11 protein-coding genes and 2 pseudogenes are annotated in these 12,623 nt (G+C 65.0%); 11 read left to right on the top strand and 2 right to left on the bottom strand.

Annotated elements, in window-relative coordinates:
- A pseudogene (locus tag PTE30175_RS27730) lies at positions 1-1,330 on the top strand (hypothetical protein); the annotation flags it as partial.
- Between the two features lie 70 nt (positions 1,331-1,400).
- Here the strand turns inward: PTE30175_RS27730 and PTE30175_RS27725 are convergent.
- The gene (locus PTE30175_RS27725) at positions 1,401-2,546 is read right to left on the bottom strand and encodes an amidohydrolase family protein (RefSeq protein WP_191629254.1); all 1,146 of its coding nucleotides are present in this window, start codon (positions 2,544-2,546) and stop codon (positions 1,401-1,403) included.
- Positions 2,547-2,843: 297 nt separating this feature from the next.
- On the opposite strand from PTE30175_RS27725, the gene PTE30175_RS27720 reads away from it, so the two are divergent.
- The 9 genes from PTE30175_RS27720 (at position 2,844) to PTE30175_RS27680 (ending at position 11,090) form a co-directional block, all read left to right on the top strand.
- The gene (locus PTE30175_RS27720) at positions 2,844-3,893 is read left to right on the top strand and encodes an ABC transporter substrate-binding protein (protein ID WP_150700290.1); all 1,050 of its coding nucleotides are present in this window, start codon (positions 2,844-2,846) and stop codon (positions 3,891-3,893) included.
- A 239-nt stretch (positions 3,894-4,132) separates the two neighbouring features.
- Complete coding sequence (locus tag PTE30175_RS27715) at positions 4,133-4,954, top strand: ABC transporter permease (protein WP_150700289.1); 822 nt, start codon at positions 4,133-4,135, stop codon at positions 4,952-4,954.
- Between the two features lie 43 nt (positions 4,955-4,997).
- Positions 4,998-5,798 carry an ABC transporter ATP-binding protein gene (locus PTE30175_RS27710; protein WP_150700288.1) on the top strand — a complete coding sequence of 267 codons (801 nt, stop codon included), beginning with the start codon at positions 4,998-5,000 and terminating at the stop codon, positions 5,796-5,798.
- A gap of 15 nt (positions 5,799-5,813) precedes the next feature.
- On the top strand, positions 5,814-6,932 hold the full coding sequence (locus PTE30175_RS27705; RefSeq protein ID WP_150700287.1) for an NAD/NADP octopine/nopaline dehydrogenase family protein: 1,119 nt from the start codon (positions 5,814-5,816) through the stop codon (positions 6,930-6,932).
- Positions 6,925-7,836, top strand: coding sequence for a dipicolinate synthase subunit DpsA (locus PTE30175_RS27700; RefSeq protein ID WP_150700286.1), 912 nt, complete (start codon positions 6,925-6,927; stop codon positions 7,834-7,836). Before PTE30175_RS27705 ends, PTE30175_RS27700 begins: the two co-directional genes overlap by 8 nt.
- Positions 7,833-9,176 carry a dihydroorotase gene (locus tag PTE30175_RS27695; protein ID WP_150700285.1) on the top strand — a complete coding sequence of 448 codons (1,344 nt, stop codon included), beginning with the start codon at positions 7,833-7,835 and terminating at the stop codon, positions 9,174-9,176. The genes PTE30175_RS27700 and PTE30175_RS27695 overlap by 4 nt, the downstream gene beginning before the upstream one ends.
- A 2-nt stretch (positions 9,177-9,178) precedes the next feature.
- Positions 9,179-9,877 (top strand): resolvase, encoded by a 699-nt coding sequence (locus PTE30175_RS27690; RefSeq protein WP_150700284.1) that lies wholly within the window; start codon positions 9,179-9,181, stop codon positions 9,875-9,877.
- Complete coding sequence (locus PTE30175_RS27685; protein ID WP_263596306.1) at positions 9,820-10,089, top strand: tautomerase family protein; 270 nt, start codon at positions 9,820-9,822, stop codon at positions 10,087-10,089. The genes PTE30175_RS27690 and PTE30175_RS27685 overlap by 58 nt, the downstream gene beginning before the upstream one ends.
- 2 nt (positions 10,090-10,091) lie before the next feature.
- Positions 10,092-11,090, top strand: a complete 999-nt coding sequence (locus tag PTE30175_RS27680; protein ID WP_150700282.1) for an isochorismatase family protein — start codon at positions 10,092-10,094, stop codon at positions 11,088-11,090.
- A gap of 44 nt (positions 11,091-11,134) precedes the next feature.
- Here the strand turns inward: PTE30175_RS27680 and PTE30175_RS27675 are convergent, their stop codons facing one another.
- Positions 11,135-12,151 carry a substrate-binding domain-containing protein gene (locus tag PTE30175_RS27675; RefSeq protein ID WP_150700281.1) on the bottom strand — a complete coding sequence of 339 codons (1,017 nt, stop codon included), beginning with the start codon at positions 12,149-12,151 and terminating at the stop codon, positions 11,135-11,137.
- A gap of 299 nt (positions 12,152-12,450) precedes the next feature.
- On the opposite strand from PTE30175_RS27675, the pseudogene PTE30175_RS27670 reads away from it, so the two are divergent.
- Positions 12,451-12,623: pseudogene (locus PTE30175_RS27670) on the top strand (NAD(P)(+) transhydrogenase (Re/Si-specific) subunit alpha); the annotation flags it as partial.

Here is a 12,623-nt window from a genome sequence, read left to right as displayed (position 1 = left end):
TCACAGCGGCAACCTTCCGAAGGCCGTCAATTACCTGCACTGTGCCGGCCGGCAGGCCCTCCAGCGTTCCGCTCAGATCGAAGCGATCCGTCACCTCGGCACAGCCCTCGAACTGCTCAAACGACTGCCCGATACGCCGGAGCGCACGTGCCAGGAACTTGAATTACTGCTAACGCTCGGGCCGGCCTTGATCGCCACCCGAGGTCAGGCTGCCCCGGAAGTCGAGGCCACTTACCGTCGCGTGCTGGCATTGTGCGATCAGGGTGGGCAAACACCGTATTTCTTCTCGGCGCAGCTAGGACTGTGGACGTTCTATCAATTGCGGGCGCAGTACAAGATTTCGCGCCCGCTAGCGGAGCGGCTGCTTGGCATGGCGCTGGATACGCAGAAGCCGGAGCAGCTCGCGGAGGGGCATCGTGCACTCGGGGCTACCGCGTTACGTCTGGGCCAGATCGGTGTGGCTCGCACCCATATGGAGCAGGTGCTGGCACTGCAGCGCCCGGACCAGCCGGACTGCGACTTTCTTCTGGGTTACGGGCGAGACCCGGCCGTACATGCCATGAGTACGTTAGGTTGGATCCTGTGGTATCAGGGCCTGCCGGATCTGGCCCGCACGCGCTGCCAGGAGGCATTAGTTCTGGCCAGGAACCGTCCCGACGCCTCCAACCTCGCGCTTTGCCTTGTCTTCGCAGCCGAAGTGCACCGATGTCGGCGTGAGGCGTGGTTGACCCGCGAGTACGCGGAGGCCGCTACCGCGATTTCGGGCGAGCAAGGGTTTCCCATCTATTTGGCGTGGGGAACCGTCCTGCAAGGCTGGGTGCTGGCCGAGCAAGGCAGTCATGAGGCGGGGGTTACCCAGATACGCCAGGGCCTCGCTGCCTACGCGGCGGCTGGCGCGGCACTGGGAAGGCCGAACCTTCTGGCCTTGCTCGCTGAAGCCTATGAGAAAGCCGGGGACGCCCACACCGGACTGGAGGTCCTGACTGAGGCGCTAGCCGCGGTGGAGGAAACGGGGGAGCGGATAGACGAAGCGACGCTGCATCGGTTAAAGGGGGAACTGATACTCCAGCAGCCAAGCGTGGGACCTCGCGCGTTCACCTGCGACGAAGAAGCTGAGGCTTGCTTTCACAAGGCAATCGCCGTTGCCCGTGAACAGGGCGCCAGGTCACTGGAGTTGCAGGCCGTGCTGAGCCTGGCCCGGTTATGGCGACGGCAGGCAAAGGTGGACGCTGCGCGCCAGACCCTGGCTACGATCCATGGCACATTCACTGAGGGCTTCGACTGCGCTGACTGGCAACAAGCCAAGACGCTACTGGATGATCTGACCTGAAGCGATGATACTTCAACCAGCCTGAAGGCAATCTCGTTTGTGGCGCGTCATCTGCAGGCCCGCGTCATCATCATGTCTTGCATAGGTCTGCCGAAGCGGCATCGCCGGTGACCGGTACACCGTTACGAAAGACGAGGCGTCCGCCGGGACGTCGCGCGAGCGCATCGCGCCAGGAGTCGGCGGGCACCAGCACGAAGTTCGCCGGCTCGCCGACGCGCGGCGCACTCGCGTGATCGCTGATGCCTGCCAGCAACTGCGCGACATCGTCGACGTGCGCCGCGAGCGCGGCCAGGAAGGCCGCCTCGAGCGGATCGGCGTTGCCGTAGGGAAAGAATGCGTCGCGCACATTGTCGCTGCCCCAGCCCACGCGAACGCCTGCAGTGAGCAATTCACGCGCGATCGTGACGCCGCGTTCGCGCGGGGTGCCCTCGCCACGGCCTTGCAGGAACAGGTTTGTGGCAGGAAGAACGACGACCGCGATGTCCGACTCGGCAAGCGCCTCGCAAATGCGCGCGCGCTCGGCGTGCGGCAGGGCGGCCAGCGCACACGCGTGACTGATCGTGACACGCCCTTGCAGGCCGCGCTCGCGTGCACTGTGCGCAACCCATGCTGTTAGCGATGCGTCGGCGTCGCCGTGTTCGTCGAGATGCAGGTCGACCGGTGCGCCCGTTTCGCTGGCCAGATCGAGCAGCGCGTCGACGGCCTTGGCGGGCGACCGGCAAAAGGCCGGCACGGCACCCAGCCATCCTGCGCCGAGCGCCAAGGCGCGTGTTAGATGCGCCCGGCCAGCGGAGCTCGCCGGGTCGGTGCGCGCATTGGCAAAGGCCACAATCTCGACGTCCATCTTGTCCGCACGGTCGCGCGCGGCGGCCACCACCCCCCGCAAGGCCCGCTCGCCCACAAGGTCGTCAACATCGGTGTGAGTTCGGACGCGCGTTGCGCCATGCATTAGGGCACAATCGAAATACCTCGCCGCGCGGTGGTAGAACTCGTCCTCACTCGAAATGCCACGCATACTTTCCGCCAGACCGATCGCATCCGGGAGTGACGCCGGCATCGCTGCGTTCGCCTGGAACGCGCGGTCGGCATGCGCGTGCCGCTCGACCAAGGGCGGTAGCCAGAGGCTTTGCGCCGGTCCCGCAGCCGCCCGCCACTCAGTCACGCGCCCATCGTGCACCGACAGATCGAAGACCCCGGGCGCTAATGGCAATGCCACGCGCGGGAATCGCCATCCTCGCGATTGCGAGGCCATGTCAGCAGCGCCTTTCGCCCAGCGGTCGAGTCTCCGCGGAACGGTGTTTCCAGGCACCGACCAGCCGAGTTGGCCCGGCTGCCAGCGTCGTACGTCGTCGAATATTTTCACCTTGACACCCCCGAAATTCGTGATCACAATATGTGATCATAATAATCAAGAAATTGCATGGTGAGCAACGGCACGCAAGCCATGGCAGTCAGGCAGTAATGGGCAGTGCCGGTTTCTCGCTTTGAAGCGTCACGCAAACCCAAGGAGACAATGGTGGAACAGGCAACCAGGCAATGTTTGCGCACACCGCGCCGGATGGCGCGGTGGCTGGCGCGAATCGTTTCGGTCCTTCCCGTATGCATGCTCGCCGCCGGCTTCGCGGCGGCGACAAGTGCGCCGCTGCACGCCGAAGATACGGTCAAGGTGAGGCTGAGCTGGAAGCTCAAGGGGGAATACGCGCCGCTGTATCTTGCTCAGGAGCGCGACTACTACCGGCAGGCCGGACTGTCCGTCACGATCGGCGAGGGAGCAGGCGCGCAAGGTGCACTGGGCGCGCTGCTGCAGGGGCAAGAAGACATCGTTGTGCTGCCGGGCATCTACGCGCTGTCGGCCATCGCGCGCGGAATGCCCGTCAAGCTCATCGCGCTGTACGAACCCAAGGCGCCCATCAGCTTTCTGTCTTATCCAGAAAAGGCGGTAAGGGTGCCGAAGGATATGGAAGGAAAGTCGATCGTGACCGCGGTCGGCGATACGACCACCGAATATTTGGAAGCCCTGTGCAGTGTCAATCGTGTCAACTGCGGCAACGTCAAGCGGGTCCAGGTCAATGGCCAAGCGCGCACAACGCAGTTTCTGGCCAAGCAGGTCGACGTGATCGGCGTCTATGCCAACAATGACTTGCCGATGCTAGAGGACACCATGGGGCCGAATCTCGTGCGCATGGACCTCGCGCAATACGGCCTGACCATTCCGGGTCTGGCGCTCGTGTCGAGCGATCGCATTATCGCAGCCAAGCGGGACGTGCTTGCCCGCTTTCTGCAGGCGACGGCTAAGGGCTTTGCCGATGCCGACAAGGATCCCGAGGCAGGCGCGCGCGCCGTGGCTGCACGTTGGCCCGCCGCACCCAAGCTCGGCATCATTACCCGCCAGGTCAAGGCCAGTCAGGCGGCCACGCCGAAGCCTGCCAATCACCCACTGGGTTGGATCGATGCGCCCAACGTGAGTGCTGCGCTCGGCCTGCTCAAGTGGGCGGGGCAGCCCGTGCCCGACAAGCCGGCGAGCACCTATTACACCAACGACCTGTTGGCGGGGGCCAAATGAGGCGCGGCGCCGAAGGCGAACGTGCCCGGCGTGGCGACGCCGATGCCGCGCTAGTCAGCCGAATCCGCCTGCTCGCTCTGTGGGATGGTTGCATGTACGGACTGGTCATGTCGATGGCCGGCATGCCGCCGGGTGCCGTACCGCTGTTCGCAGCCGAGTCCCCGCGACCGGGCGCACCGTACGAATCACCGCAGGCACCCCGTTCCAACACGCTCACTCACCTGACTGGAGAACCCCCGATGACTCCCTTGATCGATCGACCCACGGGCGACCTGCCGGTGCCGGCTATCAAGTACCGGCGCGTGCGGCGTGCCGTGCTCGAAGCGACCGCCGCGCCGGCCCTCGTTGTGCTGCTTCTCATCGTATGGCAGTTCAGCGTGCCGCTGTTCGGCATCTCGACTTTCGTGCTGCCGACACCGCTCGACGTGCTCAAGCGGACCGTGACCGACTACGCCCTCTTATGGACGCACACGCAGGTGACCCTGCTTGAGGTGGTGTTCGGCTTCGGCGCCGCCATCGTCACAGGCATTCCGATCGCGCTGGCGATCTTTTATTCGCGCCTCTTTGAAAAGGCGGTCTACCCGGTGCTCGTGGGGCTGCAGACGATCCCGAAGGCGGCACTCGCACCGCTGCTCGTGCTGTATCTCGGTTACGGCTGGGCGCCCAAGGTTTTCCTCGCCTTCCTGATCTCGTTCTTCCCAATCGTGATCTCGACTGTTGTCGGTCTCCAGGCGCTCGACAAGGGCATGATCAACCTCGCACGCTCGATGGGTGCGTCGGAATGGCAGACCTTCTTCAAGATCCGCCTGCCGGCGGCGTTGCCGAACATTTTCGGCGGCTTGAAAGTCGGCATTAGCCTGGCCGTCATCGGCGCGGTTATCGGCGAATACGTCGCGGCGGAAAAGGGCTTGGGCTATCTGCAGCTGCAGGCCAATTCCCAGTTCGACACGACGCTGAACTTCGCCACGGTGGTGATGATCTCGATGATCGGCATCGTGCTCTACGTCCTCCTCGGCATTGTCGAGCGGCGTGTCGTGTACCAGAAGGAAAGCGCCGTCTGACGCGCGTCGATCCAGACGATCCCAACGCATGCGGAACCTGTCCATGAACGCCAATCCCATTTCCCAGACAAGCGTGTCGGTCAACATCCAGCAGGTCATGAAGCGCTATGAAACGCGCGAAGGCCAGGAGATCCTTGCGCTCGACCGCACCGACATCAACGTCAATCCCGGCGAGTTCATTGCGGTCGTCGGCCCCAGCGGCTGCGGCAAGAGCACGCTGCTGAGCCTGGTGGCCGGCCTCGCCAAAGTCAGCGCCGGACGTATCGCGATCGACGGCGAGGAAATCCGCCGAGCCCACCCCAAGACCGGGGTCGTTTTCCAGTCGGACCTGCTACTCTACTGGCGTACGGTGCTCGACAACATCCTGCTGCCGATCGAGATCAAGAAGCGCGATCGCGCGGCCTTCGTGCCGAAGGCGGAGCAATTGCTCGAGGCCGTCGGCCTCAAGGGCTTCGGCGCCAAGTACCCGGCGGAACTGTCAGGCGGCATGCGCCAGCGCGTGGCGATCTGCCGGGCGCTGATCCAGACCCCGGGCCTGTTGCTGATGGACGAGCCGTTCGGCGCGCTCGACGCGCTCACCCGCGAGCAGATGATCATGGACCTGCAAAGCTTGTGGCTGTCGGTCAAGAACACGGTCATTTTCATCACCCACGGCATCGAAGAAGCCGTGTTCCTGGCGGACCGCGTGCTGGTGATGTCGCCGCGCCCGGGGCGTATCGATCTCGACCTGACGATCGACCTGCCGCGCCCGCGGACCTGGGAGATGCATCGGGATCCGAAATTCATAGAATACATGCAGACGGTTCGGAGAATCTTCGAGGCGAAAGGCGTCCTGCACCAGTAATTCCGGGAGATCGACATGTCAAGAATCGCAGTACTGGGCGCGGGGGCCGGCGGTGCGGCCGCTGCCGTGGAGTTGACACAGCGCGGCTTCGATGTGGCGCTGTGGAATCGTTCCGAGCGCACGCTGGCGCCGTTTCAGGCGCGCGGCGGCGTGGTGCACGAGGGCGTGCTCGGCGAAGGTTTCGTGCCGCTGTCGCGCATCACCGCCGACTTGCAGGAGGCCGTGGCGGGCGCGCAGGCCATTCTGGTGTGCCTGCCGACCTTCACTCATGGCGAGATCGCCCGCCAGCTTGCCGAGGCCGGCATCCGCCATCTTCCAGTGGTGATGAACCCCGGGCATACCGGTGGGGCGCTCGAGTTTAGGCACGCGTTTACCGAGGTCGATCGGCGCCTGCCGCCGGTGGCTGAGTTCTCTACGCTCACCTACGTGGCGCGCAAGTGCGACGGCGCGACAGTGAGGGTGACGGGGCGCGCGAAGCAGGTGCGCGTGGGGGCGTTGCCTGGCGGCGCCGAGGCCTTGGTCGCCGCGCAAGCCATGTTCCCGAACGCGTCGCCGGTGGCGGACGTGCTCGCCGCCGATCTCGCCAACGCCAATCTCGTGCTGCATCCGCCGGGCGCCGTGCTCGGTGCGGCGTGGGTCGAGGCAACGCAGGGTGATTTCACGTTTTACGTGCAAGGCATGACGCCGGGCGTGGCACGCGTGATGGCGCGCCTGGACGACGAGCGGCGCGCCACAGCGCGCGCGTTCGGTCATGAGATGCCGTCGCTCGTCGACGAGATGCGTCTCATCGGCACCGTCGAAGGCGAGGCGAACCGGGTGGGGCGAGCCGACGATCCTGCCGCGGATCTGGTCACGGCGATTGCCGGCGGGCAGGCGAACCAGCGCATCAAGGCGCCTGATTCGCTGCAGCATCGCTACTACCTGGAGGACTTTGGCCACGGGCTGGTGCCGTTCATCGCGCTCTCGCGGGTGGCCGGGGTACCGACCCCGACGGCCGACGCCCTGCTGGGCCTCGGCGAGGCGCTGACCGGGACGCCATTCCGGCAGACCGGGCGCACGGCGCAGCGCATGGGTATCGATCAACTGGACCGTGCCGGCCTGCTGGCACTCGTCAGGGAGCATGGACATGACTGAAGCCGTCTCGCAGGACGTATGGCGCAATACCGTGATCGCCGTGGTCGGCGGTGACGAGCGCGAGCAGGAGATCGCCCGCCTGGCCGCCTTGACCGGCGCACAAGTGCGGGGCTATGGCTTCCCGTGGCCGGCTGGCGGCATCGCCGGAGTGACGCAAGCCGAATGTGCAGCGGATGCCTTCGACGGTGCCGACTTCGCGCTGTTCCCGATTCCGGGCATCGCGCCGAATGGCGCCCTGTTCGCCCCCGAGGCACCGGCGCCGATCATTCCCGACGCCGCACTGCTCGGTCACATGCGCCCCGGCGCGCACATCATCCTCGGCTGGGCCGACGCCAACCTGAAGCGGCACGCCGAAGCCACGGGTATCGGCCTTCATGAATACGAGTGGGACGAGGACCTGATGCTGTTGCGAGGGCCGGCGATCATAGAAGGTTTGCTGAAGGTGGTGATCGAGAACACCCGGATCACGATTCACAAGTCCCGTGTCGGAATCGTGGGGCAGGGCACGATCGGCTTCCTGCTCACGCGCTACATGGTCGCCCTGGGCGCGCAGACGCATGTATTTGCCCGCAACGCCGTCCAGCGCGCGGCAGCGCATGCCGCGAATGCGAATGCGCATGCGCTGGCGGCGCTGCCAGCGCAAGCCGCCGAACTCGACATGCTGTTTTCCACCGTGCCGGCGCGCGTCATCGGCGAGGACGTACTTGCCCGCCTGCCGGCGCACGCGCTGGTGGTCGACATGGCGGCCCCCCCGGGCGGCGTCGATTTCGAGGCGGCGAGCGCGCTGGGCCGGCGCGCATTATGGGCGCGCGGACTTGGCCGACGGGCGCCGGTGACCGTCGGGGCAAGCCAATGGAGCGGCATTCGCCCGCGCATCGAAGCAATTCTGAAGGAGACGCGATGAAAGTGGAACTGGTGATCAAGCATGCGCGCGTTGTCGACGCGACGGGGGAATTCGATGGCGGGGTGGCGATCCAGGGCGGCCGCATCGTGATGACCGGCACGAGCGACGCGCTGCCCGAAGCGCGGCGCGTCATCGACGCCGGTGGCCGGGTGCTGATGCCGGGCCTGATCGATCCGCATTGCCATCTGGGCGTGAAGTATCCGTATCCCGAAGACATGCAGACTGAGACGAAGGCGGCCGCCTCAGGCGGTATCACGACAGTGCTGCTGTACGCGCGCAATACGAAGGAATCGTATCTGCCGTTCTATGACGAGCGCCGCGCGCTAGGCGAAGCGAATGCCGTCATCGATTTCGGCTTTCACTTCGGTATCCAGCGCGAAGAGCACATTCACGAAATCCCGAAGATCGTTGCGCATACGGGCGTCAAGTCGTTCAAGCTCTACTTCGGCTACGAACCCGACAACCCGATCGGCATCGTGCCGGCCACCGACGGTTGGGTCTACGCCGCAATGCGGCAGGTCAAGCCGATTTCGGGCGGCGTCGTGTCGGTCCATTGCGAAAACACGGCGATCGCCGCCTGGATCAAGAAGGAGATCCAGGCGACGGGCCGCCAGGACTTGGGGGCCTACACCGAATCGCGTCCGGCCTTTTGCGAGGTGGAGACCATCCGTCGCATGCTGTTCCTGGCCGAGCGCACGGGCTGCCCGCTGCATCTCGTGCACACGAGCGTCGGCATGGGGCCGGTGCTGGCGGCCGAGGCGCGCGCGCGCGGCATCGATGTGACCGTCGAGACCTGCCCACACTACCTTACGCGCACTGCCTACGATCCCGACCTCGACATGAAGGCGAAGATCTCACCGCCGTTGCGCGATGCCACCGAGCAGGCCGGGTTGTGGGAGGGCGTCGCCAACGGGGGCGTGTGGAGCCTCGGCAGTGACCACGTGCCGTTCCTTCCCAAGAAGGGCGAGGACCTGTGGGCTGAACTGCCCGGGGTGGTCAGCTTTCCATGGGAGCTCGCGCTGCTGCTGCATTTCGGTGTGCATCAGCGCGGCCTGCCGTTGCCCCGTCTGGTCGAACTCACGTCGGCCCACGCGGCGCAGCGGTTCGGGCTGTGGCCGAAAAAGGGTTCGTTGCGCGCAGGCGCGGATGCCGACCTTGTGCTGGTCGATCTCGATGAGACGCGCGAAGTCGAGCATACCGGCAAGGGCACTTGCATCTATACCGGGTGGAAGCTCAAGGGGTGGCCCGTGATGACGATCTCGCGCGGAGAAGTCGTATACGAGGACGGCGAGGTGACGGGTGCGGCAGGACGTGCGCGCTGCGTCACTGTGCCGGCGTGACGATGGGGGCCGCCGTGACGGTCGACGCCTGCGGTACGACGCGATGCCGCGTCGCGCTGCCTGCGGTGCCGCTTGGGCGCGTGCGGGAAGCGGCAGCGAGGCTGGCGGCGCAGCGGGGCCATTGGCCGGTGGCGTTGCTGTCGGGCGTTCATAACCCGTGGGGCTACGCGCAGCGCTTCCTCGACGCGTGGCAAGTGCTCGACCTGTGCGAATCGGACGCGCTCGTCGACGCGGTCGCGGTCCGGCTCGGGCCCGACGTGGTGTTGTGGGACAGCGAACTGCGTCTTGCGGGCCGGGCACCGGCGCGGCGCACCCTCGGCGAAGCGCGTTGCTGGCCCGTGGAGCCGCTGGCCGGCATCGTCGCGGTGATCGACTTGTCAGGCGCTGCGAACGAAGTTGACGTTGCGCTCCACGACGTGACCAGCATGTCGGTGGACGCTGAAGCCGCGCACGGCGCGCAGTTGTGGGTGAGATACATGCCGGCGACATCATTGTTCGTGCGCGCGCCGACACACCCGGCCCATCGCGCGATGGCGCGGCACGACCCGCTGATCAACTACGCCGGGCGGCCCTTGTGGCTGGTGCGCGGCGAGAACCGTGCCGGCAATGATTTCGTGACTGGATTTGATGTGGCGGCGCCGAATTGGTCGCCGTCGAATGTCGACGATGCCCTCGTGCGCGAGGATGTCGCCAATCGATAACCGAGAGGAGGTGGAGCATGCCTGTAGTGACTATCCAGATGTGGACCGGCCGCACGGTCGAACAGAAACGCGCGCTGACGCGTGCCATTACCGACGCGATGGTGACGCACGCCGACGTCAAGCCCGACGGGTTGCACGTCATCATCCAGGAGATTCCCAAGGAAAACTGGGCGCGCGCCGGCGTGCTCGGCATCGATCGAAAGGACGTCTGACCATGGCACTCGAAGCATTGGACATGCGCCATGCCGCGCTGCTTGTGATCGATATGCAGAATGCTTTCTGCCACGAGGACGGCACGTTGGGCCTCTCGGGACTCGATACGAAACGCCTCTCGGCCCCGGTCAAGCCGCTTGCGCGGCTGATCGCGCGTTGCCAGGCCGTCGGCATCCCCGTGATCTGGACGGTGCAGGAGCACTTCGCGATCGACCACAGCCGGGCGCGCAAGCAACTCGCGGGCCACACCGCCAAGCGCAAGCAGGTATCGGCGCTCGCTGGCACATGGGACGAACAGATCCTCGACGAACTGAAGCCGCTCTCGGAGGTGAATCCGTCTTACGTGATCCGCAAGCATCGCTTCGGCGCGTTCTACGAGACGCGATTGGAAATGATGCTCAAGATGCTGGGCACGCAGACGCTCATGGTCACAGGCACCACAACGAATGCCTGTGTCGAAACGTCGATTCGTGAGGCTTACTTGCGCGACTACGACGTGCTTGCCGTGCGCGATTGCATCGCGGGTGTCAACGAGGAGTGGGAGCAGACGGCGCAGAAGGTGTGGAGCCACTACCTGTGCCAGCTGACCGACTCGGGGGAGGTGCTGGACTGGATCGAGGCGCAGGTCGCGCCGAGGACACTCGGCTTCGGGCATCTGCTGATGCAGGTGGCCGACATCAAGGCGTCCGAGCACTTCTACATCAACCTGTTGGGCTTCACTGTGCGACCGGCGAAGCCGCTGGCCGACGGCAGGCCGTTTACGGCATTCAAGCAAGGCATCGCACTGACCGCCGGCGGTCCCGAGCCAGGGCGCCAGGCGCGCCAGATCGATCACATGGCGTTCGAGGTCAACGACGTGCGCGCGCTGGCCGGCCGGCTCGAGCAGGCCGAGGTGCTGTTCGTCCAGGGGCCGCACGACGGGCCTTACGGGCTCACGATCTACGTCAGCGATCCGGATGGCAACAAGATCGAGCTGTACCAGACGGGCGCAGGCGCCTGATTGCTTGATGCCGCAGGGCCGGCGATCGCGCCGGCCCTGCGGGTTCAGTTAGCGGTTGAGTTGCCGGCAGGAGGGGCCGGTTCGCACGCCAGGGGGAACACTTCTTCGATCGACATCCGATAGGGTGTGACGCCCTGCGCGTGGGCGAAGTTGAGAAACGCATCGAGCGTGACGCGATTGGGTTCGACGCCATATGGCCATACGTCATGTCCCATGATCGCGCGCAGGTCTGCCAAGTGCGCGTCGAGCAGAGGCAGCGGATACGGCGTTGCGCCCGCCGCGTCGAACTCTGCCATGCAATGCACCTTGGCGGCATGAAAGCCTGCCATGAGTTGCGCGGCTGTGCCGGGACGATCGCGTTCCACGTCACCTCGCAGTAACATGACGTGCATGATCGGAAAGACGCCGGTGGCTCGCCAGTCACGCCTGGCGTCGCGGGCATGGTCGGGCAGCAGGTGCCGCAGGCCTTCGCTCGATACCGCGCTCAGGTGCGGCGCGATGATTGCGTCGAGGTCGCCTGTGCGCAGCAAGTCGACGAGCGAGCGATCGGCCACGCGCGTGATGTCCATTCCATCGACAGCGGTCGGCTCGGCCGTGATTCGCGAAGGTGCTTCCAGGCCTGCTTCCACCCAATGAATATCCTCGAGCGCGACACCATACTGTTGCGTGAGCAATGCGCGTGCGTAGATCGCCGCTGTCAGCGGCCAGTCTGACAGGCCCACGCGCTTGCCGCGCAATTGCGTGGGCGTGAGCGGGTTGTCGTGCAGCACGTACCACGCCCCGTGGCGGAAGACCCGGTACGGAAATATTGGTAAGGCAATACAGTCCAGCGTCTGGCGCGAGAGCAGGGCCACAAATTTCCCGAGCGACATTTCCACGACGGGCCAGGGCGCGTCCTGCCAGAAGCGCTTGAACACTTGGCCTAGCGGCACCTCCACTCGTTCAAGTGCCAGGCCGGGCATCCGGATCGTACCGTCGAACAACGGCTGTGTATGGGCGTAGCGATCCATCGCCACTGCAAGGTGCATCGCTGGCGTTTCTTCGGCTGCGTCGGTCTTCATGTCCGTTTCCGTTTTCATCGTCGTCTCTGCGCTCACTGTCGCACTCATCTCGATTCTCGCCGCAATTTTCGTGGCTGATCCCGCTCCCGTTTCCGCACTCGTTCTTGAACGCATATGGATTCCTCCTCGCATCGTCTTGACAAATCGAAATTGATCGTAGATTATGATCACATAGTGTGATCACATAATCACGGATTCAGGTGATTCTACCGTGATCGCTTGCGTTGGCAAAGGGCATTGGGGAGGCGGTGGGTCAAGCGCCGCGTGCCGTATACAAATCGGTCGAGGACATCATGGCATTGGGAATTGGCATTCCGAAGGAGAGCGCCGCAGGCGAAACCCGCGTCGCAGCCACGCCGGAAACGGTGAAGAAACTGGTGGCTGCCGGCCATCGCGTGACGGTCGAGCACGGTGCAGGGCTCACCGCCAGCGTCCCCGACGAGGCCTTCGTTGCCGCCGGCGCGGAAATCGG

Origin of the sequence: Pandoraea terrae, from assembly GCF_902459695.1 — a bacterium.
GTDB lineage: Bacteria > Pseudomonadota > Gammaproteobacteria > Burkholderiales > Burkholderiaceae > Pandoraea > Pandoraea terrae.
Note: the sequence above shows the minus strand (reverse complement) of the source record. Positions and strands in the feature narration are given on the sequence as shown.